The 24368-nt window shown below is 66.6% G+C and carries 24 protein-coding genes; 16 read left to right on the forward strand and 8 right to left on the reverse strand.

Features of this window, described 5'->3' with window-relative positions; genetic code table 11:
• Nucleotides 1–80: 80 nt before the first annotated feature.
• Nucleotides 81–1286 carry an LL-diaminopimelate aminotransferase gene (locus D2V04_RS15205; protein ID WP_119514562.1) on the reverse strand — a complete coding sequence of 402 codons (1206 nt, stop codon included), beginning with the start codon at nt 1284–1286 and terminating at the stop codon, nt 81–83.
• A gap of 123 nt (nt 1287–1409) precedes the next feature.
• Between D2V04_RS15205 and D2V04_RS15210 the strand changes: the two genes are divergently transcribed.
• The 6 genes from D2V04_RS15210 to D2V04_RS15235 all read left to right on the forward strand — a co-directional run bounded on the left by D2V04_RS15210 (nt 1410) and on the right by D2V04_RS15235 (nt 7401).
• On the forward strand, nt 1410–3254 hold the full coding sequence (locus D2V04_RS15210; RefSeq protein ID WP_119514563.1) for a PHA/PHB synthase family protein: 1845 nt from the start codon (nt 1410–1412) through the stop codon (nt 3252–3254).
• Between the two features lie 130 nt (nt 3255–3384).
• On the forward strand, nt 3385–4077 hold the full coding sequence (locus D2V04_RS15215; protein WP_119514564.1) for a phasin family protein: 693 nt from the start codon (nt 3385–3387) through the stop codon (nt 4075–4077).
• Between the two features lie 177 nt (nt 4078–4254).
• The gene (gene clpS, locus D2V04_RS15220; RefSeq protein WP_119514565.1) at nt 4255–4635 is read left to right on the forward strand and encodes an ATP-dependent Clp protease adapter ClpS; all 381 of its coding nucleotides are present in this window, start codon (nt 4255–4257) and stop codon (nt 4633–4635) included.
• Between the two features lie 84 nt (nt 4636–4719).
• Nucleotides 4720–5943, forward strand: a complete 1224-nt coding sequence (locus tag D2V04_RS15225) for an LptF/LptG family permease (protein WP_119514566.1) — start codon at nt 4720–4722, stop codon at nt 5941–5943.
• A gap of 12 nt (nt 5944–5955) precedes the next feature.
• Entirely contained in the window at nt 5956–7053 is a 1098-nt protein-coding gene (lptG, locus tag D2V04_RS15230) for an LPS export ABC transporter permease LptG (protein ID WP_119514567.1), read from the forward strand.
• Nucleotides 7054–7119: 66 nt separating this feature from the next.
• Nucleotides 7120–7401, forward strand: a complete 282-nt coding sequence (locus D2V04_RS15235; protein ID WP_119514568.1) for a hypothetical protein — start codon at nt 7120–7122, stop codon at nt 7399–7401.
• An 87-nt stretch (nt 7402–7488) separates the two neighbouring features.
• Here D2V04_RS15235 and D2V04_RS15240 read toward each other — a convergent pair whose 3' ends face one another.
• Nucleotides 7489–8577: a fatty acid desaturase family protein gene (locus tag D2V04_RS15240; protein WP_119514903.1), complete on the reverse strand. Its 1089-nt coding sequence runs from the start codon at nt 8575–8577 to the stop codon at nt 7489–7491.
• Between the two features lie 143 nt (nt 8578–8720).
• On the opposite strand from D2V04_RS15240, the gene D2V04_RS15245 reads away from it, so the two are divergent.
• The 3 genes from D2V04_RS15245 to D2V04_RS15255 all read left to right on the forward strand — a co-directional run bounded on the left by D2V04_RS15245 (nt 8721) and on the right by D2V04_RS15255 (nt 11518).
• Nucleotides 8721–9884, forward strand: coding sequence for an N-acetyltransferase (locus tag D2V04_RS15245; RefSeq protein WP_119514569.1), 1164 nt, complete (start codon nt 8721–8723; stop codon nt 9882–9884).
• A gap of 112 nt (nt 9885–9996) precedes the next feature.
• Complete coding sequence (locus tag D2V04_RS15250; RefSeq protein WP_119514570.1) at nt 9997–10407, forward strand: response regulator; 411 nt, start codon at nt 9997–9999, stop codon at nt 10405–10407.
• A gap of 316 nt (nt 10408–10723) precedes the next feature.
• A complete protein-coding gene (locus tag D2V04_RS15255; protein WP_119514571.1) occupies nt 10724–11518 on the forward strand; it encodes a response regulator in 795 nt (264 codons plus the stop codon).
• A 47-nt stretch (nt 11519–11565) separates the two neighbouring features.
• Here D2V04_RS15255 and D2V04_RS15260 read toward each other — a convergent pair whose 3' ends face one another.
• Nucleotides 11566–13239: a CHASE domain-containing protein gene (locus D2V04_RS15260; RefSeq protein WP_119514572.1), complete on the reverse strand. Its 1674-nt coding sequence runs from the start codon at nt 13237–13239 to the stop codon at nt 11566–11568.
• Nucleotides 13240–13419: 180 nt separating this feature from the next.
• Between D2V04_RS15260 and D2V04_RS18005 the strand changes: the two genes are divergently transcribed.
• The 3 genes from D2V04_RS18005 (at nt 13420) to D2V04_RS15270 (ending at nt 15446) form a co-directional block, all read left to right on the forward strand.
• Nucleotides 13420–13596: a NepR family anti-sigma factor gene (locus D2V04_RS18005; protein WP_182849781.1), complete on the forward strand. Its 177-nt coding sequence runs from the start codon at nt 13420–13422 to the stop codon at nt 13594–13596.
• Nucleotides 13596–14207: a sigma-70 family RNA polymerase sigma factor gene (locus D2V04_RS15265; RefSeq protein ID WP_119514573.1), complete on the forward strand. Its 612-nt coding sequence runs from the start codon at nt 13596–13598 to the stop codon at nt 14205–14207. Before D2V04_RS18005 ends, D2V04_RS15265 begins: the two co-directional genes overlap by 1 nt.
• 66 nt (nt 14208–14273) lie before the next feature.
• Nucleotides 14274–15446, forward strand: coding sequence for an AI-2E family transporter (locus D2V04_RS15270; protein WP_119514574.1), 1173 nt, complete (start codon nt 14274–14276; stop codon nt 15444–15446).
• Nucleotides 15447–15500: 54 nt separating this feature from the next.
• On the opposite strand, the gene D2V04_RS15275 is transcribed toward D2V04_RS15270, so the two are convergent.
• Entirely contained in the window at nt 15501–16112 is a 612-nt protein-coding gene (locus D2V04_RS15275) for a superoxide dismutase (RefSeq protein ID WP_119514575.1), read from the reverse strand.
• 80 nt (nt 16113–16192) lie between these two features.
• Nucleotides 16193–17452 carry a dicarboxylate/amino acid:cation symporter gene (locus D2V04_RS15280; protein ID WP_119514904.1) on the reverse strand — a complete coding sequence of 420 codons (1260 nt, stop codon included), beginning with the start codon at nt 17450–17452 and terminating at the stop codon, nt 16193–16195.
• Nucleotides 17453–17530: 78 nt separating this feature from the next.
• Here D2V04_RS15280 and glmM point away from each other — a divergent pair, with 78 nt between their 5' ends.
• From glmM to thiD, 3 genes are all read left to right on the forward strand, one after another.
• Complete coding sequence (gene glmM / locus D2V04_RS15285; RefSeq protein WP_119514576.1) at nt 17531–18868, forward strand: phosphoglucosamine mutase; 1338 nt, start codon at nt 17531–17533, stop codon at nt 18866–18868.
• On the forward strand, nt 18868–19092 hold the full coding sequence (locus D2V04_RS15290; protein ID WP_119514577.1) for a DUF1272 domain-containing protein: 225 nt from the start codon (nt 18868–18870) through the stop codon (nt 19090–19092). The genes glmM and D2V04_RS15290 overlap by 1 nt, the downstream gene beginning before the upstream one ends.
• 62 nt (nt 19093–19154) lie before the next feature.
• On the forward strand, nt 19155–19949 hold the full coding sequence (gene thiD / locus D2V04_RS15295) for a bifunctional hydroxymethylpyrimidine kinase/phosphomethylpyrimidine kinase (protein WP_119514578.1): 795 nt from the start codon (nt 19155–19157) through the stop codon (nt 19947–19949).
• Here thiD and D2V04_RS15300 read toward each other — a convergent pair.
• The 3 genes from D2V04_RS15300 to D2V04_RS15310 are packed head-to-tail and all read right to left on the reverse strand — an operon-like array spanning nt 19946 to nt 21800.
• A complete protein-coding gene (locus tag D2V04_RS15300; protein ID WP_119514579.1) occupies nt 19946–20866 on the reverse strand; it encodes an LOG family protein in 921 nt (306 codons plus the stop codon). The genes thiD and D2V04_RS15300 overlap by 4 nt on opposite strands.
• 60 nt (nt 20867–20926) lie before the next feature.
• A complete protein-coding gene (locus tag D2V04_RS15305; RefSeq protein ID WP_119514580.1) occupies nt 20927–21340 on the reverse strand; it encodes a hypothetical protein in 414 nt (137 codons plus the stop codon).
• Nucleotides 21330–21800 carry a hypothetical protein gene (locus D2V04_RS15310; protein WP_147391846.1) on the reverse strand — a complete coding sequence of 157 codons (471 nt, stop codon included), beginning with the start codon at nt 21798–21800 and terminating at the stop codon, nt 21330–21332. The genes D2V04_RS15305 and D2V04_RS15310 overlap by 11 nt, the downstream gene beginning before the upstream one ends.
• Nucleotides 21801–22092: 292 nt before the next feature.
• Between D2V04_RS15310 and D2V04_RS15315 the strand changes: the two genes are divergently transcribed.
• On the forward strand, nt 22093–24360 hold the full coding sequence (locus D2V04_RS15315) for a TonB-dependent hemoglobin/transferrin/lactoferrin family receptor (RefSeq protein ID WP_228766478.1): 2268 nt from the start codon (nt 22093–22095) through the stop codon (nt 24358–24360).
• The last annotated feature ends 8 nt before the right edge of the window (nt 24361–24368 follow it).

Consider the following 24368-nt stretch of genomic DNA (forward strand, 5'->3'; position numbering starts at 1 on the left):
TTTCCGGGGGATGCTAGGAACGGGCGGATCGAACCGTCAATGCACAGTCGATCCGATCCGGCGGCATTGCCGAGCGAACGTCAGCCGGTGCGAGCGACCGTGTTGAGGCCGAGCGAGGCGAAGTAGCGCTTCACGTTGCGCGCGGCCTGGCGCAGGCGCTGCTCGTTCTCGACCATCGCGATACGGACGTAGCCTTCGCCCTCCTCGCCGTAGCCGACACCCGGCGCGACCGCGACGTCGGCGTGGATCAGCAATTGCTTGGAGAATTCGAGGCTGCCCATCTCCTTGAGCGCCGACGGCAGCGGCGCCCAGGCGAACATCGAGGCGGGCGGCGGCGGAATGTCCCAGCCCGCGCGGCCGAACGCCTCGACCATCACGTCACGCCGCTTGTGGTAGAGCTGCCGGTTGGTCTCGACGATGTCCTGCGGACCATTGAGCGCCGCGCAGGCGGCCGCCTGGATCGGCGTGAATGCGCCGTAGTCGAGGTACGATTTCACCCGCGACATCGCCGCGATGAGATGCCGGTTGCCGACCGCGAAACCCATCCGCCAACCGGCCATCGAATAAGTCTTCGACATCGAGGTGAACTCGACCGCGACGTCCTTCGCGCCCTTGACCTGCATGATCGAGGGCGTCGGGTTGCCATCGAAGTAGAGCTCCGAATAGGCGAGGTCCGACAGGATCCAGACCTTGTTCTCCTTCGCCCAGGCGACCAGCCGCTCGTAGAACGCGTGGTCGACCACTTCGGCGGTCGGGTTGGAGGGATAGTTGACCACCAGCACGCTCGGGCGCGGCACGGTGAAGTGCATCGCTTTCTCGAGGCTGCGGAAATAGTTTTCGTCCGGCGTGGTCGGCACGCTGCGGATCGTCGCGCCGGCGATGATGAAGCCGAAGGTATGGATCGGATAGCTCGGGTTGGGCGCGAGCACCACGTCGCCCGGCGCGGTGATCGCGGTGGCGAGGCTGGCCAACCCCTCCTTCGATCCCATCGTCACCACGACTTCGGTTTCGGGATCGAGATCGACCCCGAACCGGCGTCCGTAGTAATTCGCCTGCGCGCGGCGCAACCCGGGGATGCCCTTCGACTGCGAATAGCCGTGCGCATCGGGCTTGGCCGCGACTTCGCACAGCTTGTCGATCACATGCTGTGGCGGCGGCTGGTCGGGATTGCCCATGCCGAGATCGATGATGTCGCGTCCCGCTCGTCGCGCCTCGTGCCGCATCGCGTTCACTTCGGCGATCACATAGGGCGGCAGGCGCTTCATGCGGTAGAAATCGGTGTGCATCGACCTCGTCTCTGTTGGCGGAACGCGAGACCCCTCGCGCAGCGCAAACCTAACGGAATAGCGGTCGCAGTGGAAAGCGCTTTTCGCTATCACCGCCCGAGGCCGACCTTCAGGAGCGTATCGATGGCCGATCGGCAGGACCCTTTCGCCGCCTTCTTCGACATGCAGGGCGAGCTGATGCGCGAGATGTTGGGCCGGTTCGCGCCGGACGCTCCGCCGGAGAGCCCGACCGGGCAATGGTCGGGGGCGGCCGAGCAGTTGCGCGCGATGTGGCTCGATTTTACCGAGGAGCGGCTCGCGAAGGGGCCGGACCCGGCCAACCCGTTCGACCCCGCCCAGTGGGCACTGCTGGCACAGAGCTGGACGAATGCCGCGCCGTCGCCCGATCCAGCGGCCGCGCAGCGGTTCATGAGCGAGGGGTTTCAGCTCTGGCAGGGCATGACCCGTGCGATGCTCGGGCCCGGGCCGGACGGCGAAGGCGAGGCGCCCGAACTGCCGCGGCAGGACCGGCGCTTCACCGATCCGGCATGGCGCGAACACCCGGCCTATCTGCTGCTCCACCAGACCTACCTCATGCTCGCCGATTACGTCGTCCACGCGGCGAGGAGCGTGCAGGGCGTGCCCGACGAGCAACGCGCGCAGCTCGAATTCGCGACCCGTACGCTGCTCGAGGCGATGAGCCCCGACAACTTCCTGGCGACCAACCCCGTGGTCCTCCGGCGCACGATCGAGACCGGCGGGCAGAACCTCGTCAAGGGCATGCGCCACCTGATCGACGACCTCAGGCGCGGGCAGCTCACCCATACCGATTCCAGCGCCTTTGCGCTGGGGGAGAACATCGCCACCACGCCGGGCAAGGTCGTGTACGAGACGCCGCTCTACCAGCTCATCCAGTACAGCCCGGCGACCGACCAGGTCCTCGCCGTGCCGCTGGTGATCTTCCCGCCGTGGATCAACCGCTTCTACATCCTCGATCTCACGTCGAAGAAGAGCTTCATCAAGTGGGCGGTCGACCAGGGCCTCAGCGTGTTCGTGGTGAGCTGGAAATCGGCCGACGCGAGCATGAAGGACGTCGTGTGGGACGATTATATCCGCGCGCAGATCGACGCGATCGATCAGGTGCGCAGCCGGCTCGACGTACCGGCGGTGCACACGATCGGCTACTGCGTCGCCGGCACCACGCTTGCCGCGACGCTGGCAGTGCTCGCCCGGCGCGGAGAGGCGAAGAAAGTCAAGAGCGCGACCTTCTTCACCGCGCAGGTCGACTTCGAGAACGCAGGCGAGCTGCTCAATTTCGTGGGTGACCAGCAGATCGAGATGATCGGCAAGCTCGCGCCGGAGGGCTATCTCGACGGGCGCTATCTCGCCGCGACTTTCAATGCGCTGCGCAGCCGCGACCTGATCTGGAACTACGTCGTCAGCAACTACCTGCTGGGGGAGGACTACCCGGCATTCGACCTGCTCCACTGGAACGGCGACGTCACCAACCTGCCCGCCGCCTGGCACGGCGCCTACTTGCGCGACCTCTACCGCGACAACAAGCTGGTCGTGCCCGACGCCCTCTCCGCCGACGGCACGCCGATCGATCTCACCCGGATCGAGACTCCGGCCTATATCCAGGCCGGGCGAGAAGATCACATCGCCCCCGCCGAAAGCGTCTGGCGCGCGACCCGTCACTTCCGCGGCGACACCACGTTCGTCCTCGCGGGGTCGGGCCATATCGCAGGCGTGGTCAACCCGCCCGCTGCAAACAAGTACCAGCACTGGACCGGCGACAGCGCGGCCGGCTCGCTGGAGGAATTCATCGAAGGCGCGAGCGAGCATGCGGGAAGCTGGTGGCCCCACTGGCTGGCCTGGCTCGAGGCGCACGATCCGGCACGCGTGCCGGCGAAAGGCAAGCGCAAGCCGGGCGGCAAAGGCGACCGGGTGATCGAGGATGCGCCGGGGCGTTACGTCAAGACGCGGTGAGGGCTGTCCGCGGAGGCGAGGCCAGGCCGATTGTGCGCTGCACAAAATTGTCTTGACTTCGCGCTTGCGGTAACTATTTTGTGCACTGCAACATGAAGGGCATTGCGCCCGCAGGCACAGGACGACCGCAATGGCTACCCAGCCCCAAGCGAAGACCGATGCAGTGGCCGAGAAGGCCTATGCCGAAGCCTCCGCCGCGAAGGCCGAGGTGAAGACCGATGACACGGCTCCCGCCGCGGCTGCTCCGGCAGCCAAGGCGGCGCCGAAATCGAAGAAGACCGTGACCCCCAGGAAGACCGTGACCAAAGCCGCCGCAAAAAAGAAGGCTGCGCCCGCCCGCAAGCCCGCGGCGAAAACCGCCAGCAAACCTATTTCCAAGGAACCCGCCATGACCAAGACCACCGACTACACCGCGCAGATGACCGAAGGCCTTGCCGAGCTTCAGGCCCGTGCCAAGAGCGCCTACGAGCAGGGCGCCGAATATGCCGCCGAGATGCGCGAGCTGAGCAAGGGCAACTTCGACGCGTTCGTCGAATCCGGCCGGATCTTCTCCGCCGCCCTGCAGGACCTGACGAAGACCGCCACCGAAGAGAGCAAGGCCGCAGTCGAGACCCTGACCGCCGACGCTCGCGAGATCGCCGCGGTCAAGTCGCCGACCGAACTCGTCCAGCTCCAGGGCAAGATCGCCAGCCGCAACTTCGATGCCGCCATCGCGCAGTTCTCGAAGGCGACCGAAACCTGGGTCAAGCTCGCCAACGACGTCGCCGCGCCGCTTTCGAGCCGCGTGAGCCTGGCGATGGACAAGGTCCGCAAGGCCGCCTGATCCGGCACGTTTCACGAGGCCCGGCACCTCCTCTCCCTAACAGCCGGGGCCTTGATATGGGAGCCGGTCAGCCATGCGCTGGCCGGCTCCTTTTTCGTTTCGCCGCACCGTCAACCCGTGTGCAATCGCCGCGCGCCATCTTGCGAATGCCGCCCTGCCATACGATATTGCCGACGCATGACGATCCCCCGCTCCATCGCCCCCATTCCCGACCTGTGCCCCCGCGGCGCGGGCGACGATGATGATTCGGACCGCACGGGCGATGGTCAGCTCGGCATCGCCACCAAGACCAAGGCCAAGCCCAAGAAGCCGAGCCAGTACAAGGTTCTGTTGCTGAACGACGACTACACGCCGATGGAGTTCGTCGTCATGGTGCTCAAGCGCTTCTTTCGCATGGATCTGGAGCAGGCGACGCGGGTGATGCTGCACGTCCACCAGCGCGGCGTCGGCGTGTGCGGCATCTTCCCCTACGAGGTCGCCGAGACCAAAGTGAACCAGGTGATGGACTTCGCCCGCCAGAACCAGCATCCGCTGCAATGCACGCTGGAGAAGGCCTGACCGTCGCGTTCGGCGCATCGGAGGCATGACCGGGCGGCAAAATCGCGCTAGAGGCGCTTGAAACCTAGCTGCCGTTCGGGACCCGTGTTCAACTTCATCCCCTCTCTCGATCGCTATATCTTCCGGCTGGTGACCCTGCCGATGCTGGGGGTGTTCGCGATCGCGGCTTCGCTGCTGCTGCTCGACAAGATGCTGCGGCTGTTCGATTTCGTCGCCGTGGAAGGCGGTCCGATCGGCGTCGTGTTCAAGATGCTCGGCGCGCTGATGCCCGAATACGCCAGCCTCGCCATTCCGCTCGGCCTGCTGCTCGGGATCCTGCTCGCCTTCCGCAAGCTCGCGATCTCGAGCGAGCTCGACGTCATGCGTGCGGTCGGCCTCAGCTACGGCCGGCTGCTGCGCGTCCCCTACATCATTACCGGGGTGCTGATGGCGGTCAACCTGGCGCTGGTGTTCTACGTCCAGCCGGTCAGCCGCTATTACTACGAACAGCTTGATTACGAGCTGCGATCGGGCGCTCTCGGCGCTTCGATCAAGGTCGGCGAGTTCACCACGCTCGCCGATCGCATGGCACTCAGGATCGAGGAGAGCGAGGACCAGGGCCGGCGGCTGCAGGGCATCTTCGCGCGTGTCGCCAACGACAAGGGACAGGTGCTCTCCATTTCCGCGCGCGAGGGCGCCTTCCTCGCCACCACCGACAGCCCCGACACGATCATCCTGCGGCTGACCGACGGCACGATCGTGCAGGACACCGGCAGCAACACTCCGCGCGTGCTCAGCTTCACCCGCCACGACCTGCCGATCGATCTGCCGCAGATCGAATCGTTCCGCGACCGCGGCGATGCCGAGCGCGAGTACATCCTGCCCGAGCTCCTCAAGATCGGCTGGAGCGACACGACGACGCAGGCCAAGCGCGACGCGAGCCAGGCGAGCTTCAACTTCCGTATGGTCGAGGTGGTGATGATGGCGCTGATGCCGCTGCTGGCGGTCGCCCTCGCGATCCCGCCCAAGCGATCCACCAGCGCGCTCGGGGTGTTCCTCTCGGTCGTGATGGTCGTCGCCTATCACAAGGTGAATCAGTACGGGGAGGACTTCGCCGCGCTCGGGCGCTTCGAACCGGTGCTCGCGCTGTGGGTCCCCTTCCTGCTGTTCGCCGCGCTGATCCTGTGGATGTACCACAAGGTCGCGGTCGTGCCCGGCGGGCAGCCGATCGGTGCGCTCGAAACGGCGTTCGACAAGCTGGCCAAGCGCATTCGCAAGCTGTTCGGCTGGCGGCGGCAGCGGGTTCCCGAACTGGCTCCTGCCGAGTAGCGCGCCCGACCGATGCAGTTCGACTTCTTCCCCTCGCGCACGCTCACGCTCTACCTCGCCAAGCTGTTCGCGGTGCGGATCGTGGCGATGCTCGCAGTCCTCGTGCTCGTGCTGATGATGCTCGACCTTCTCAGCACCAGCGGCGACATCCTGGCCGCGCCGGGCAACGGGCAGGGAGAGCTGTGGACGTATGTCACGCTCCGCGTGCCGCAGCTCGTGGCGCGGTTCCTGCCCTATTCGGTGCTGCTGGCGACGATCATCGCGCTCGTGACTCTCAACCAGAACAGCGAAGTGATCGCGATGAAGGCCGCCGGCCTCTCCGCGCATCAGGTGCTCGCGCCGCTGCTGCTCACCGCCGCCGTGGTCTCGGCGATCAGCTTCACGTTCAACGAAGTGGTCGTCACCCGCACGACCGAAACGCTCAAGGCGTGGGAAGCCAACGATTTCGGCCCCATACCGCAGGAATCGGGCGTCCGCTCCAATGTCTATCTTACCGACGGCAACGACATCCTCACCGCGAGCTCGCTCGCCGGCCAGGGCGGTGACATGACCATGCGCGGCGTCACTTGGTACCGCCGGGGTGACGGCGGAATGCTGGTGGAGCAGGTCCGCGCTGAGTCTGCTTCCTATGCCGCCCCCGGCTGGCGGCTCGAGAACGCGGCGCGTTTCGACGTTGCGAGCGCCGACACCACCCGCCTGCCCGAGCTGGTGGTGGCAGAGGGGCTGACCCCGGCACAGATCGCGCTCGAGAGCGTCGATCCGGACACGCAGAATTTCGTCGAGCTGTTCCAGTCGATCGGCGCCTACGAGGATGCCGGCCGGCGAACCGCGGAGCTGCGCGCCACCTGGTGGCACAAGCTGTCCGGCCCCCTATCGACCTTCCTCATGCCGCTGCTCGGCGCGATCGCCGCCTTCGGGCTCGCCCGCTCGGGGCAGCTCTTCCTGCGCGCGATCATCGCGATGGCGCTCGGCTTCGCCTACTTCGTGATCGACAACGCCGCGCTCGCGATGGGCAGCTTCGGCGGCTATCCGCCGTTCCTGGCGGCCTGGGCGCCGTTCTTCCTGTTCCTGCTGATCGGCGAAACGGTGCTGGTCCGTACCGAGGAATAGCACCCCGGGGAACCTCCCGCCGAGCTGCGAGTCTATGCCACAATGTCGTCACAAAGGAGACCTGGCATGAAGATCCTCGCCATTCCCGCGCTCGCTGCCGCACTTGCGCTCGGCGCCTGCAGCGAAGCGAATGCTCCCGAGCCGACGGAGACCGAGACCGTGGTCGAGGAAACCGTGGTGCCGGTTCCGGAGACCACCACTGTCGTGACCGAGGACGATGCCACTGCCGACGACGGCGACCGCGTCACGGTCAGCGAAGACGGTATCGAGGCCGATGTGGGCGATGCCGACACGCGCGTACGCGCCGATGTCGATCGCGATCCTTCGCTGACGGTCGAGGGCGAATAAGCCCGCACCCGAACCACAAGATAAGGGCCGCTTCCTCACCGGAAGCGGCCCTTTTTCTTTGCCGATAACGGAACCTGGGCTCAGGACCTAGCGCGGGCGCATCGTGCTGCGGGCTATACGTAGGACCAGCGGGACCATGCCCGGGTGATTGGCCCCGTCGTAAGTCGAACCCGTGCCGAGATGCGCCGCGAGCCGCCGGTGCGCCTCGCCCAGCGAGTGGTAGGGCATGCTCGGCAACAAGTGGTGCAGCGCGTGATAGCGCAGCCCCACCGGGGCCCAGATCTCGGCAATCCGCCCCGGCGGCGGCACGTTCACCGAATCGAGGAACTGCGCGGTCACCGTCATAGGTTCGCCGTCGTTCTCCCACAGGTGCGCCACCAGCGTGCGCAACTGGTTGAGCACCGCGGCGGCCGAGAACACGGCAAGCGCGATCAGCAGCGGCTGCCAGCCGACCGCGAAAGTGCTGGCGAGCAGGGCGAGAGCCCACACACTCCCCCCCAGTTCCTGCCAGAACACTCTGGGCCGAAGCTCGCCTTCGGGCGGGCGGCGGCGGAACTGCGGATTGATCGAGAGCGAGGAGAACCGCTGCCACACGATCGTGCGGATGGGCGGGATCACCGCACCCAGCGGCACCAGCACCGCGAAACGGAACAGGAGCGCGAAAGGCAGCAGCAGCGCGATGAGCACGAACAGCGGCAGCGACCAAGGCTTCATCAGCGCCAGCGGCAGATACTCGGGGTCCTCCACGGTGCCGTAGCGGGTGCGCGCGTGGTGCAGCGTATGCACGCCTTCGTACATGAACGAGGGGGTGAGCATCGGAATGCCGACGAGCAGGTTCCAGGCCAGCCGGAAACCCGGCAGCGCGTCGCGATGGATATGCGAGAGTTCGTGGATGAACAGCAGCGCGCGGTAGAGCGAGAGCGCGGCGATGGTCCCCAGCACGATGGCCAGCGGCACGCTGCCGATCAGGATCGTTCCGGCCAGCGCGGCGTACCCGAGCCCCGCCGAAAGCAGCATGTCGGTCCAGTAGATCGCCGGTTTCGCGGCGATCAGATCCTTGGTCAGATCGCGGGCGGCGCGCAGCATGTCCTTGTCGTCCGCGATCGCCTGCTTCGGCGGCACTGTCGCTGCCGCACGTGCGAGGGCAGCGGAATCTATGCTCTGATGCATGTTCATGGCCATGTTTCCCGGAAACCGCGCCCTACAGCAAAAAACCGCCTTGCGGAACAATCCCGTCCCGGTGGCGGCCATTTGGCGCTGTCGCTTGACAATCTGCAACAAGCAAACACAGGGCTAACCCAAGCTGAACAGGATGCCCCGTGATCGACGCCCAAGTAGTAATCGAACCCCTGGACGGCAAGACCAAGGCGGGGCGCGCGGCCTTCGTCGACGTCGGCCGGCGGTTCGCAGACGAGACGCCACATTCGGTGCCGCAACTGCGCTCCGAACAGCTCGAACTGCTCGATCCCGAGCGCAATCCGCTGTTCGAGCATGCCGACGTCCAGCTCTTCATCGCCCGGCGCGGCGGCAAGCCCGTCGGCCGGATCGCGGCCTGCGTCGACCGCCTGATGCTGGAGATGCGGCCGGAGCAGGGGTTCGGCCCCGGCACCGGCATCTTCGGCTATTTCGATGCGGAGGATCAGCCGGCCGCGGAGGCGCTGCTGGCGGCAGCGGAGGACTGGCTGCGCGCGCGCGGCATGACCCGCGTGCTCGGGCCCATCTCGCTGTCGATGTGGGAGGAACCGGGCCTGCTCGTCGCCGGGCACGACCATTCCCCGACAGTGCTGATGGGCCACCACCCGGCGCGCTACCAGAGCTATATCGAGAGCGCCGGCTACGAAGTCGCCAAGCGGCTGTTCACCTATGAGCTCGACGTGAGCGAGGATTTCCCGCCGCTGGTGCGGCGCATCGTCCAGTCGGGCCGGCGCAACCCGCGCATCTGCATTCGTCCGGTCGACCATGCCAACTACACGCAGGACGTGCGCACCGTGCTGCATATTCTCAACGATGCCTGGTCGAACAATTGGGGCTTCGTGCCCTTCACCGAGCGCGAGATCGAATACGGCGCCAAGAAGCTGAAGCCGCTGGTGCGCGAGGAGCTGACCCGCATCGCCGAGCTCGACGGCAAGCCGGTCGCCTTCATGCTCGCCCTGCCCGACATCAACGAACCGCTGGCGCGGATCGGCGGCAAGCTGTTTCCCTTCGGCTGGATCACCATGCTGCGCTGGCTGCGCAAGCCGCGCGCGCGGACCGCGCGCGTGCCGCTGATGGGCGTTCTCAAGGAGTTCCACAATTCGCGGCTCGCCAGCCAGCTCGCCTTCATGATGATCAGCGAGATCCGCGAGGACACGACGCGCGTCAACGGGACCACCCGCGGCGAGATCGGCTGGATCCTCGACGACAATCAGGGAATGATCGCGATCGCGGACACTATCGAGAGCCGGATCAACCGCGAATACGCGATCTACCGCAAGACACTGTAAACGGCAGCTGAATCACGCGGGCAAGTGGGTCGTTGCGGGAACCCCGCCGTCTCGCCTGCCGTTGAACAGCCAGCGCACGGCAACGGGCCGGGCCCAACGGATTGCGAGCATCATGGAGTCGACGGACAAGCTCGGGCACATTCTGATCGTCGAGGACGATGCGATGCTGGCGCTGAGCATGGAAGGTGCGCTGATCGATGCCGGCGCCGCGCAGGTCGAAATCTGCCATACGACCGATGCCGCGCTTGCGGCGCTGCGCCGCGCCCCGCCCGACGTGATCGTGCTCGACGTTCATCTGGCCGACCGGGACGATGGCTGGGCGGTCGCCGAACTGGTCGGCGGCATCGGCCCCAAGCCGCCGGGAATCATCTTTTCCACCGGCGCGCCCGAACGGATTCCGCCGGAGATCGCCGCGCTCGGCCCGATCCTGGTGAAGCCGTACGAACCCGCCGCACTCGTCCGTGCCGTCCGCGAGCAGCACCCGCGCGGCCTCCTCTCCCGCTTCCGGCTTATCGCCCGCTGACTCCGCGCGAGACTGCGCCGATCCGATCAGCCGGCACGCGCGGAGGGCAAGAAAAAAGGCCTCCGCTCGAAATTCGAACGGAGGCCCTTCGGGATCGTATCACCAGCCGCTTGGACGGGAGGGGGGTCTCGGCGGTGACACTGGGATAATGTTCGGCCTGAAATCCGGTTCCCCGCGCTCTCAAAAAATTTTCGCACGGCCGCCGGAACCCCCTTAAGCTGTTGCGCAACAAGTGCTTATCGTCCACCAGACGGGCTCATTGGAACCATGCCTGCCGGCGCGCGTTCTAGCGACGCCTATCTAGGGAAGGGAATTCATGCCGCTTGGAGAGCAAGTTGCCAACAATCTGCCTTACCTGCGCCGTTACGCTCGTGCGCTGACGGGGTCGCAGTCGACGGGAGACGCCTTCGTGCGCCAGACGCTCGAAGCCGCGCTTGCCGACGAGGATCTCAAGGCGTCGCTGGCCGATGGCCGGGTGCCGCTGTACCGGGCGTTCAACAAGATCTGGGCCAGCGCCCACATGGAGGTCGCGGGTGCAGGAAACGGTGTCGACGGTCACGAGGCTGCCGCGCACGACCGCCTGAGCACGATCACGCCGCTCAACCGGCAGGCGCTGCTGCTGACGACGCTGGAGGATTTCAGCATCGACCAGGCCGCCGAGATTATGGATCTCGACAGCGACTCCGTACAGAAGCTGGTGCAGGAAGCGGTCGAGGAGATCGACCGTGAATCGGCCACCAGCGTGCTGATCATCGAGGACGAGCCGCTCATCTCGATGCAACTCGAAGATCTCGTCACCTCGCTCGGTCACGAGATCTGCGGGACCGCGGCGACGCGCACGCAGGCGCAGGAAGTCGTCGCTCAGCGTACCCCCGGGCTCGTGCTCGCGGATATCCAGCTCGCCGACGGTTCATCGGGGCTCGACGCTGTCGACGACATTCTCGCGATCGACAGCGTGCCGGTGATCTTCATCACCGCCTACCCCGAACGGCTGCTGACGGGCGATCGCCCGGAGCCGACCTATCTGGTCACCAAGCCGTTCAAGGAAGCCACCGTCCGCACGGCCATCAGCCAGGCGCTGTTCTTCAACTCGAGCCGCCCGATCGCCTGATCGGCTCCGGTTGCGGGCGGTCGGCAAGCCGGCCGCCCGCTGCCCGTTCAACCTTCCATCACGCTCCGCCGCCGCGCTGCGCGGATCGCGAATTCGCTCGGCCGGCGCACGGGAATGCGCAGGGTGCAGCGTACCCCTTCGGGCGGGAAATCGAGTTCGACCTTCTCGTTCAGCTCATGGGCGACGATCTTCTCGATCAGATCCAGACCGAAGCCGCGCCCCTCGGGGCGGCCCGCCAGCCGGGGACCGCCGGTTTCGACCCAGTCCATCCGCACGATATCCTTGCCCTCGAGCTCCCAGGTGACCGAAACGCACCCTTGCGGTTCGCTCAGCGCGCCGAACTTCGAGGCGTTTGTCGCGAGTTCGTGGATCGCCAGTCCGAGTGTCAGCGCGTCGTTCGGCGCGAGTTCGACCTCGGGCCCGGCGATGACGAAATCCTGGCCGCTATCGTTGACGTGCGGCGCGAGCTCGGCCGCGACGACCGCGCGCACCGGGGTGGTGCCCCATTCGGACTGCGTAAGCAGGTCGTGGGTCGCCGAGATCGCGCGGATGCGCCCGTCCAGCCCGTCGGCAAACTCGTCCAGCGTTTCCGAGCGCCGGCGAGTGAGCGCAACGATCGACAATACGTTGGCGAGCGTGTTCTTGACCCGGTGATTGAGCTCGCGGGTCAGCGAATTGCGGATCGAATCCTGCTCCTCGAGCCATTCGAGCTTGAGCTGATCCTCCCGCGCCTGCTGGGTCACCAGCCGCGCGACGACAAGCAGCAGGCTCGCCACCAGCAGCCCGAACAGCAGGGTCAGCATCGACAGGGTGGAAAGCGAATAGGAGCTGGCGGATTCCACTTCGACCACCATCGGCCGGTCGGCGATGATGACCTGCTTCTGCGCGAGGATTCCGGATCCGGCCGCCGGTTCGATCTGCGCGAGCAGCCGGTCGGGCGTCGCTTCGCCGTCATAGAGGCGCACGCCGCGGTCCCCCGCGTCGGCCAGTTCGAGCGCCGAGGTAAGATAATCCTCGGCATCGAAGGGGCTGAAAACGAAGCCGCGCAAGCGCCGCCCTACACCACTGTCGCGGAAGACTGGCATATAGATGACGAAACCGGGCCTGTCCGCGCCTCCGCGGGGCAGGACGACCTTGCCGCTGGCGACGGGCCGGGCCAATGCTTCCGCTTCGTCCATCGCAGCCCTGCGCACCGGCTCCGAATACATGTCGTAGCCGAGCATCCGGTGGTTGCGCTCGGTGAGCGGGCGCAGGAAGGTGACCGGCACGATCCGCCCCGTCACGCTCGTCGGCGCGGGCTTGATCCTGATCGACTCCGAGACGCCCTCGTTGGCGCCGAGCCGGAACTGGTCGAGTTCGAAGGGGCGGAGGCTTTGCGCCCAGCCGATTCCTTCCGCGCCGCGATAATCGAAATCGAGCTGCAGTTCGGAGACGAACCGGTCGAACAGATTCTCGTCCACCCGGTCGACCGCTGCGAACATCGCCGATCCCGCGCGCAAATAGGCGGCGCTCGCGTTGCCCCGCCGCTCGAGCGCGGAAGCGACCGCCCGCGCGCGCTCGTTGAGGGTCGCAGCCTCGCGCTCGGCTTCCCCGCGCTCGATCGCAAAGACGCTGAGCGCGGTGATCGCCGCGATGAGGAGAAATATTCCGACCGGAGCTGCGCGAGGATATTCAACCAGCCATCGGCGCCTTCTGGTTCTTCGAGGCCCTTGTATTCGCATCAACCCGCGCCGTGACCCCCGATCCGATGTCTTTGTATCATGGTGCCTGGACCCCCATTGCCTTGCGGGAACCAAGGAAAGCTGCCTTCGTTCCCCAGACATCGAAACTGGAAAATTCCGGCAGCGCCGACTACGGTTAAGTGCGTTGTATGACTTTCATTAAAGGATTTGTGAACCTGCATGCACACTGACAGGGATCGAGGCACGGGGGCAGCCCGGGGGGGCGACGGGAAATCGAAGAGCGGCGAGAATCCAGGGTGGGCCCAGGGGCTACGCCAGCTCTACGATTCAGTGGTCGACGAGCCCCTTCCGGATAATTTCAAGGATCTTCTGGCCAAGCTGGACGACAAATCCTGATGGCGCGACACGAGCGGACGGCCTCGCAAAAGGCCGATTTCAAACGTGAACTGACCGAGGTCGTACCGCATCTGCGGGCGTTTGCCCGCGGCTTGTGCGGTCGTCCCGACATGGCCGACGACCTTGTGCAGGAAACGCTGCTGAAGGCCTGGGCCGCGCAGGAACGGTTCGAACCCGGCACCAGCATGCGCGCCTGGACATTCGTCATTCTGCGCAACGCCTATCTCACCGACATGCGGCGCAACCGCTTCCGCGGCGAGTACGACGAAAACGTCGCGGAGCGGCTGCTGACCCAGCCGGCCGGGCAGGAGGAGCCGATCCATCTGTCCGACATGCACCGCGCGCTGCTGACCCTGCCGCCCGAACGGCGGGAGGCACTGCTGCTCGTCGGCGCGGGCGGGTTCTCCTACGAAGAGGCGGCGACGATCTGCGGCTGCGCGGTCGGCACGATCAAGAGCCGTGTGGGCCGTGCGCGTGCGGCGCTCAACGCCATGCTCGAGGACGGCTCGATCCCGCAGCGTTCGGTCGAGGACGAGGTTGCCCACCGCGCCATCCTCGAAGAGCTCGACGACGTCGCGGCCGGCCGCGGCGAGACTTCGCCGACGCGGTGAGCGCTTGATTGCGCAGCCCCGCGGCGGCAAGCTCCACCGTAGCCACAGACGGGATCCGACCACCGCATGACCGAGGTGCCACCTGACACTCGCGCCGGGAGCGACCTGCAGCCGATACGGCGGCTGCGGCGCACAGCTTTCGCCGAGCAGGAATTGCGGCTGATCTCCGCGCTGGTGCTGCTGATCGGCCTGGGATTGTTCCTCGCCCTGCCGTTCGTCCTCTCGATCGGATCGGTCGTGTTCCTGCCGCTGGTGACGGCGCTGGTGCTGACGATCATCCTCGCCCCGCTGGCCGACAAGCTCGCCGCCTGGGGTCTGCCCAACGTGCTCGCATCGCTAATCGCCCTGGCGGCGTTCTTCGGCGTTCTGCTGCTCGCGCTCGCGCTGATCCTGCAACCCGCCATTGCCCTGTTCGATTCGCTGCCGCGCATGGCCGACCAGGTAGGCGCTCGCTTTTCCGAGCTGCGCGACCAGTTCGCCTGGATCGCGCTGGCGAACGAGCGGCTGGCCGGACTCATGGGCCGCTCGGGCCGCGAAGTCGTGCTCGCCAGCCCTTCGGTCATCGAACAGCTTGCCTTCGCCACGCCCAGCGTCGTGCTGGAAGTCCTGCTGACCTTCCTGATGACCTTCTTCATGATCGAGGCGCGGGTCCGGCTGCGCCGTCACTTGCTGTTCGACCGGGCCAGCTTCGGCACCAGCATCAAGGCCGCGCGCGTGATGCGCGAGGTGCAGGACCGGGTCGCCGCCTACATTCTCACCGTCGCCTGGATCAACGCCGGCGTCGGGGTGATCGTCGCGCTCGGCGCCTGGGCGCTGGACGTGGAGGCGCCGGTCATGTGGGGCGGCCTGGCCGCGATCCTCAACTTCCTGCCCTATATCGGGCCGCTGGCGATGACCGCGCTACTCGCGCTGTTCGGTATCGGCACGGCGGAGACGGTGCTGCTCGGGATCGTTCCTGCCGCGGCCTATCTCGGCCTGCACACGATCGAATCGAACATCGTCACCCCTTCGATCCTCGGCGCGCGGTTCACCATGAACCCGGTGCTGATCCTGATCGCGCTCAGCTATTTCTCGTGGGTCTGGGGCGTGTTCGGCGCGCTGCTATCCGTACCGATCCTGCTGATGCTGACCGCCTTCTTCGACCATGTCGGACGGCCCAATCTCGTCGGTTTCATCTTCGGCGAGCCGCTCTTCGCAGCCAATCTCATGGAGATGGGGCAGGAAGAAGAGCCGGTATAGAAAAGGCCCGCCCTGCACGACGCGGGACGGGCCTCTTTCAATCCTTGCCGTGGATCAGGCGGGATACTTCCAGGTCTCGCCGCGCGCCAGGTTCTCCGAAGCGAACTTCCAGTTCAGCTTCTCGTTGATCACCTTGTCGAGGTAGTCGGGGCGCCGGTTCTGGTGGTCGAGGTAGTAGGCGTGCTCCCACACGTCGACCGTCAGCAGCGGGTTGAAATCGAGGTCGGCCAGCGTGTCGCCGTCGTGGGTTTCCTCGATCGAGAGCTTGCCGCCCTTTTCCGCCAGCCAGACCCAGCCACTCGCGAAGTGGCCCGCGCCGCGCTCAGCCAGCTTGGTCTTGAGATCGTCGAGCGAACCGAAGGCCGCGTCGATGAGCTGCGCCAGCTCGGCGGAAGGCTCGCCGCCATCTGGCGCCATCGAGTGCCAGTAGAACCCGTGGTTCCAGCTCTGCGCAGCGTTGTTGAACAGCCCCTGGTTGCTGCCGCGCGCCGAGGCGACGACCGCTTCGAGCGGCTGCCCTTCCAGGTCGGTGCCCGCGACTGCCGCGTTGGTCTTGTCGATATAGGCCTGGTGATGCTTGCCGTGGTGATACGACAGGGTCTCCGCGGAAACCGCGGGCGCGAGGCCGTCGCTGGGATAAGGCAGGTCGATCAGTTTGAATGCCATGGGTTGGCTCCTCTAGGTTCAGTGGTGAAGGGTTCCCGGCTCGCCCGACCAACGCACGGGCGGCGGATGCGTTGCATGTTTCAGTCCGGCTCCTCGTCCGTGTGATCGGTTGAGGCGGTCACTGCCACATCCATCGTGACATTGGCGAGGGTGCGCATGAGATCGGGGAGCATCTCCACCGCCACCAGCAGCGCGAGCGGCTCGACCGGAACGCCCATCGCCAGCGCGATCGGGCCGATCGAGACGACGAAGCTGATCGATCCGGGCAGGCTCACCGATCCGACGCTGATCACCAGCGCCACGGCGATGCCGGCGGCGAGGACCGCGGGCGTCAGCTCGACGCCGGCCAGGGTGGCGACGTAGATCGCGACGCCCATGTTCATCGCCGGGCTGGTGGCGCGAAAGATCGCCACCGCCAGCGGCAGTACGAAGTCGGCAGTGCTCTCGCGCAGCGACAGGCGCCGCGCGCTCGCAAGCATGGCGGGCAGACTCGCGAGCGAGCTCTGGGTCGAGACGGCAACCGCTTGCGCGGGGATCATCGCCTTGGCGAAACGCAGCGGACTGATCCCTCCTGCGAACCACGCGAGCAGGTAGCCGGCGACGAGGACCACGCCGCCCATTGCGGAAACGACGAGGATATAGTGCACCAGCGTGGTGAAGGCGCCGCCGCCCGCCCGTGCCGCCACGCCCAGCGCGAGCGCGAAGACGCCGGCCGGGGCGATCCACAGCACCCAGCCGATGATCGTCAGCATCGCGTTGGCGAGCGCCTGGAACACACCGAGCAGCGTGGCGCGCTGCGTCTCCGGCAGGCGCGCCACCGCGACGGCGAACAACGCGAAGAAGATCGTCAGCGGCAGCATCGTCGTTTCCGCCGCCGCGGCGATCACGTTGGGCGCGATCAGCGAGGTGACGAACTCGCTGACGCCGGGCACTTCCTGCGGCGCGATGCCGGCCGTCTCCAGCAGCGTGTCGGCGGCTGCGGGGATCGGAAAGATATCGAGCAGCAGCGGCATGAATACGGCCGCGACCAGACCCGAGAAGACCAGCACCGCGAAGACCCAGCCAAGCATCCGCCGCGCCGCAGCGCCGGCGCGCGCCGCGCGGACCATCTGCGCGATCCCGATCACCAGCAGCGCGGCGACGAGCGGAATGATCGTCATCTGCAATGCACGCAGCCACAGGGTGCCGGCCGGCTCCGTTACCGCGAGCACCGGCGCTAGCGCATCGGTGCCGGCGAGGACGAGTCCCGCCAGCAGACCTGCGACAAGCCCGCCGAAGGTCCACCAGACCGGCAGGCGGATCGCCAGGAGTTCGTTCGATTCTGCCTTTTCGACGGCCATCCGATTGCGGGTCCCTTCCATTCGTCGCCTAACCGCGCCAGAACTGCGTGGCAAATCGCATCGGGATAGATTTCGAACATGACACGCAAGTTTTTCGGCACCGACGGCATCCGCGGCCGCACCAACGAGGGCGTCATGACGGCCGCCACCGCCATGCGCGTGGGCCAGGCGGCCGGCCGTCACTTCTTGCGCGGCGACCATCGCCACCGCGTTGTGATCGGCAAGGACACGCGCCTCTCCGGCTACATGATGGAAAGCGCGCTGGTCGCAGGGTTCACCAGTGTCGGCATGGACGTGGTCACGACCGGTCCCTTGCCCACGCCGGCAATCGCGCTGCTCACGCGCGAGATGCGCGCGGATCTCGGCGTGATGATCTCGGCCAGCCACAACAAGTTCGAGGACAACGGGATCAAGCTGTTCGGCCCCGACGGCTTCAAGCTTTCCGACGAGGACGAGCTGGCGATCGAGGCCTTGCTCGAGTGCGAGCCGCCGCTGGCGCAACCGGCGATGATCGGCCGCGCCCGGCGGATCGAGGATGCCCGCGGGCGCTATATCCACGCGGTCAAGCAATCGGTGTCGAGCGAAACGCGCTTCGACGGGCTCAAGGTCGTGGTCGACTGCGCAAACGGTGCCGCCTACCAGGTCGCGCCCTCTGCGATCTGGGAACTGGGCGCCGAGGTGATCACGCTCGGCGATGCGCCCAATGGCACCAACATCAACGACGGGGTCGGCTCGACCTCGCTCGAGGCGATCTGCGAAGCGGTCGTGCGCGAAGGCGCGGACATCGGCATTGCGCTGGACGGCGACGCCGACCGCCTGATCGTCGTCGACGAGAAAGGCCGCACGGTCGACGGCGATCAGATCATGGCGCTGATCGCCACCCGCATGGCCGAGAAAGGCGCGCTGCGCGGCGGCGGGGTCGTGGCGACGGTCATGTCCAATCTCGGACTCGAGCGCTATCTTGCGGGCAAGGGCCTCTCGCTCGAGCGGACCAAGGTCGGCGATCGCCACGTGCTCGCGCGGATGCAGTCGGGCGGCTTCAACGTCGGCGGCGAGCAATCCGGACACATGATCCTGCTCGACCATGCGACCACCGGCGACGGCACCCTGGCGGCGCTGCGGGTGCTCGCCGGGCTCGTCCGGTCGGGCCAGCGCGCGAGCGAGTTGCTGCACGTGTTCGATCCGGTGCCGCAGCTCCTCAAGAACGTGCGCTACAACGGCGGCGCCCCGCTGGAGGCGGAGCGGGTGAAGGCCTGCATCGCCGCGGCGGAGGCGGAGCTTTCCGGCAAGGGGCGCCTTGTGATCCGCGCCTCTGGCACCGAGCCGCTGATCCGCGTCATGGCCGAAGGCGACGACGGGCAGCAGGTCGAACGCGTGGTCGACCGCATCTGCGCCGCGGTGCAGGAAGCGGCCTGATGCTCGAAATGCGCCCCGATTGCGAGCGCTGCGGCGCGGACCTGCCGGCCGAAGCGCCGGGGGCGTTCATCTGCAGCTTCGAGTGCACCTTCTGCGCCCCTTGCGCCGAGGCGCTCGACGATGTGTGCCCGAATTGCGGCGGCGAACTGATGGACCGCCCCACGCGCGCGAAAGCGCTCCACGCGAAGTACCCGCCGAGCGCCGAGCGCAAATTCAAGGGATAGCCGGCTACCGTAGGCCCGTTCGCATCTCGACTTCGCCCCGCACCGGGGGCTAGGCGTGGCGCATGACCACACCTCCGCGCATTCTCGCCATCGCCGGGTCCGACAGCTCGGGCGGCGCCGGCATCCAGGCCGACATCAAGACGATCACCATGCTCGGCGGCTACGCGATGACCGCGATCACCGCGATCACCGCGCAGAACACCACCGGCGTGCAGGGTGTGGAACTGCTCCCCGTCGCATTCGTCGAGGAGCAGATCGAAAGCTGCCTGTCCGATATCGGTGCCGACGCAATCAAGATCGGCATGCTGGGCTCGCCCGAAATCGCCCATGCCGTCGCCAAGCGGCTCGCCGGGTTCGAGGGGCACGTCGTGTTCGATCCGGTGATGGTCTCGACCAGCGGCGCAGTGCTCGCGAGCGACGCGACGATCGCCGCCTTCGCCGAGCTCATGAAACGCGCGACGCTGGCGACCCCCAACCTGCCCGAGCTCGCCGCGCTCACCGGCATGCCATGCGAGACGCCCGACGAGATCGCAGCCGCAGCGCACCACCTCGCCGCGGAACACGGCTGCGCAGTGCTCGCCAAGGGCGGCCACGCGAGCGGCGAGCGGGTCGTCGACCGCCTCGTCTACGCCAGCGGCGATTTCGCGTCGTTCGACGATGCACGAATAGACACCCGCCACACGCACGGTACCGGCTGCACGCTCGCGTCGGCGATCGCGACCTTGCTCGGCCACGGGCAACCGCTCGACCATGCCATTCGCCTCGCACGGCGTTTCGTCATCGAGGCGCTGCACAAGGCGCCCGGCTTCGGCGCGGGCAGTGGCCCGCTCGGCCATCAAGCCGTGCGCGGAGGTTAGGCCGGTTCGCTCCCCGGAGGAGCATAGTCTTCGAGCTGGTAGAACCCGGCGATCTTCTCCCACGCTTCCTCGGCCGTCTCGCACCAGCGGAACAGCTCGAGATCCTTGTGGTTGATCGTGCCCTCGTCCGCCAGCGCCTCGAAATCGACCACGCGGTTCCAGAAGTCCTTGCCGAACAGCAGGATCGGCATCGGCTTCATCTTGCCCGTCTGAATCAGCGTGAGCAGCTCGAAGAACTCGTCGAACGTGCCGAACCCGCCCGGGAACACCGCCACGGCCTTCGCCCGCAGCAGGAAGTGCATCTTGCGCAGCGCGAAGTAGTGGAACTGGAACGAGAGATAGGGCGTGACGTAGGAATTGGGCGCCTGCTCGTGCGGCAGCACGATGTTGAGCCCGATCGACTCCGCACCGGCGTCGCTCGCACCCTTGTTGGCCGCTTCCATGATCGACGGCCCCCCGCCCGAGCAGATCACGAACTGCCGCTTGCCATCCTCTATGATCGACTTTTCCGAGGCCAGCTTGGCCAGCTTGTAGGCCTCGCCGTAATACTTCGCCTTCTTGGCGAGGTTCTCGACCACGCGCCGCTCCGCCTCGGGCAGCTTCGCCGCCCCCTCCATCGCCTCGGCCACCGACTCGGGCGGCGGGATCCGGGCGGAGCCGTACATGACCAGAGTCGAGCCGACACCTGCCTCATCGAGCAGCATCTCGGGCTTCAGCAACTCGAGCTGGAAGCGCACCGGCCGGAGCTCGTCGCGCAGCAGGAAATCCGTGTCGCGGAACGCCAGGCGATAGGCCGGATGGCGCGTCTGCGGCGTGTCGGGGGATGCCCGATCGGAGAAAGCGGCTTCCTGGTCGGCGGGGTAGAACTTGCGATCGGCGAGATCGCGTTCGCTCTTTTTCGTTTCTTCGTCTGCCATTGCCAGCGCCCTAGGCGCGCCGCCCCGGCCGGGCAAGCGTGATGCGCGGCGCGAGCGCCGTCAGCTGACCACCGCGGTGAGATAGCGCATCAGTCGGCGGGCCGCGCGCCACACGGCGTTGCGGCCGCTCAGGCCGACCATGTCGCGAACGAAGTCGTCGAATGCATCGCGATCGTTGCGCGCAGCGGCGGTGGCAAGGTCGACGAGCAGCATCTCATCGTAGCTGAAGAGCGGCTGGCACGGCGGGTTGAGCGCGATCGGATCGGGCCAGGCGCGGCCCGCCTCGTCGAGGAAGACGTGAAAGCTCTGGACCGCACATGGCGTGCCGAGCCAGCGGGCAAGGTCCGCGTGCGAGTAGGTTTCCGCCCGGCGCGCGACATGCGTGTAGCGCATCGCCCCGACGAGCCGTGCGTGGATCGGTGAGACATCGCGCAAGTCGGGCGTGCTGGTCAGCGCGGCGAGATCAAAAGCCATGGAGCGCCTCCATCCGGCGGTTACGTGGGGAGAATGGGCAGGTGGGAAGCGGTCCCGGCGAGGAATCGTCCGCACCATCGTCGGGCTCGGTCATGCCCAACGCTTGGCGCACGGCAATCACCGCCCAGATGATCGCGCCGGGAAGCCCATGGGGGACGGCAAGGGTGCCGGCGACCGCGGAGAGCGATGGCGCGACGCGAAGCACGCCGAGCAGCGCGCTTTCGTCGGGCGACAACCGCCGGCTGCAGCAGGATTCTCGGATGAGCCGGCGCCCGAGATGCCCTTCGATCAGTTCGAACAGGCTTGCACAGGCGATCGCCGTTTCGTCGGGCAGGCCCAGCGGCGCGACGATCTCCTGCAGACGTTTCATGGGTGCATGGTCTGCCTCGACCTGCGCGGACCAGGCACGGAAGAGCCTGATGACAATTCCCTGCGCGAACGTGTTCCTGCCTATCGCCACATCGCTCTCCTGCATCGCATAATTGCGAATTATTCTCATTAGCGCAGATATGGCAAGGGCTGTGTACAAAAAGACCTGCGAATCCAGGCAAAGCGGTCCCTTTGGGTAGTAAGGCGCACCGCCGGTCTCGCGGAAGCATGCCGCTGAAAAACTTACACTTATCTAGTCCCGACCCGTCTCGCTGAGCTCCTCGTCCTCGCCTCTTGGGATCACCCTTGACGCGCCCTCACACTGATTCTAGTGCGAATCATTATCAATAAATGATCAAGCGGGGGTTCAGATGAGTAGCGGAATGAGGGACAGGCTGCGGATCGCAGTGCGGTCGGGCAGATGGTCGTGCACATCGGCGGGGATTGTGCTCGCAATGCTCGGCGCGGGGGCCGCGCAGGCAGCCGAGGGTGCGGCGGACGATGCGGGCGCCGCGCACGGTCCGCACATCGTGGTCACCGCGACCCGCACGCCCGTGTCGATCGACGACGTGCCAGCGACCGTTACCGTCATCACCGACGAGGAGATCGCGGACACCATCGCGACCGACATCAAGGATCTCGTTCGCTACGAGCCGGGTGTCTCGGTCCGCCGCGCGCCGGCCCGCTTCGGTGCCGCGCTCGGCACCACCGGCCGCGCGCGTAACGAGGACTTCGTGATCCGGGGAATCGGCGGCAACCGCGTGCTGATCCAGGTCGACGGCATCCGCAGCCCGCAAGGCTTCACCTTCGGCGCGCAGGAAGCCGGCCGCGGCGGATATACCGATGTCTCGCTAGTCAAGTCGGTCGAGATCCTGCGCGGCCCCGCCTCGGCGCTCTACGGCAGCGACGGCCTGGCCGGTGCGGTCAGCTTCACCACCAGCGATCCCGCGGATCTGATCGACGCCGGCAAGTCCATCGGGGGCTTCGTGCGTGCCTCATACTCGAGCGCCGACGAGGAGTTCGCCGAAACCGCCGCGCTGGCAGGCCGCAGCGGCGAGTGGTCGGCGCTGGTCGCCTACACTCGCCGCGATTTCGAGGAGCTCGACAACAAGGGCACCATCGGCGGCATCGGCGAGGAACGGACCCTTCCCAACCCGCAGGATGGCCACTCCAACGCGCTGCTCGGCAAGCTCGTGTGGGAAAGCGGGGCGCACCGGGTGCGACTGACGGGCGAGTACCTGCAAAGCGAGCTGTCCAGCGACATCCTCTCGGGCCAAGGAGAGCAATACCTCAGAGGCAAAAGGCCAGGGGTGGATCCCGATTGGATCGTTGACGCCTTGACGGCCCGAGACAAGACCGACCGCACCCGCGTTTCGCTGGACTGGACGTTCACGGGCGAAGGCGGAGGCGCGATCGACTACGCCCACGCCGCTGTCTACTATCAGGATGGCAAGGACGTGCAGTTCACGCGCGAGGATCGGACGCCGGTGCCCGACCGCGAGCGCCTCAACACGTTCGAGAACCGTGTTTACGGCGCTGCCGCCGAAGCGCGCAGCACGTTCGCGACCGGGCCGGTTGCACACACGCTCGCTTTCGGGGGGGACGTCAGCTTCACCCGGCAGGACGGTCTGCGCGACGGCACTGAGCCGCCGCCGGGCGAGACGTTCCCGACTCGCGCCTTTCCCGTCACCGACTTCACACTTGGCGGCGTGTTCCTCGCCGACGAGATCGGGCTGTTCGACGGTGCGCTGACGATCTTCCCCGCGCTCCGCTTCGATTTCTACGAGCTCGACCCGACCGACGATCCGCTGCTGCCTAGCTTCCAGGGCGCCGGACAGAAGGACAGCCGCCTGTCTCCCAAGCTCGGCGTGACCGCGCGGCTGGCGGAGGGCGTGCTGCTGTTCGGCAACTACGCGCAGGGTTTCCGCGCCCCGACGCCCAGCCAGGTGAACAACTTCTTCGGCAATATCGCCCACGGCTACATCTCCGCACCCAATCCCGATCTCGGCCCGGAGCGCAGCGAAAGCTGGGAAGCCGGCCTCCGCTTCACCGGCAAAGCGGTCTCGCTCTCGCTGGCGGCCTTCCATGCGGATTACGACGACTTCATCAGCCAGCAGGTGGTGAGCGGATCGTTCACCCCGGCCGATCCCGCGATCTACCAGTTCGTCAATTACGATCGGGTGGAGATCGAAGGGCTCGAGGCCAAGGCGACCTACACCATGGACAGCGGCGTCTACGGACGGTTCGCGATCGCCTATGCCGACGGCGATATCCTCTCGCCGGGAGAGACGCGGCGCCCGCTCGATACAGTCGACCCGCTCAATCTCGTCGCCGGGCTCGGCTATCGCGAGCCGGCAGGCCGCTTCGGCGCGGAGCTGATCGCGACGCACCATGTGCGCAAGTCGCTCGATGACGCGGAAGGCGTCTGCTCCACCGAGTGCTACCGGCCCGGCGCCTTCACCATTCTCGATGCAACCGCCTTCGTCGCGCTGACCGACGCGATCAAGCTGCGCGCGGGCGTCTTCAACCTGACCGACGAGACCTACGCCTACTGGTCCGACGTGCGCGGGCTGGGCGCCGATGCGCCCGCCATCGACGCCTACACGCGGCCCGGCCGCAACGCGAGCGTCTCGCTCAGCTTCCGATTCTAAGAGGGGAA

It is taken from the genome of Pelagerythrobacter aerophilus, from assembly GCF_003581645.1.
Taxonomy (GTDB): Bacteria; Pseudomonadota; Alphaproteobacteria; order Sphingomonadales; family Sphingomonadaceae; genus Pelagerythrobacter; species Pelagerythrobacter aerophilus.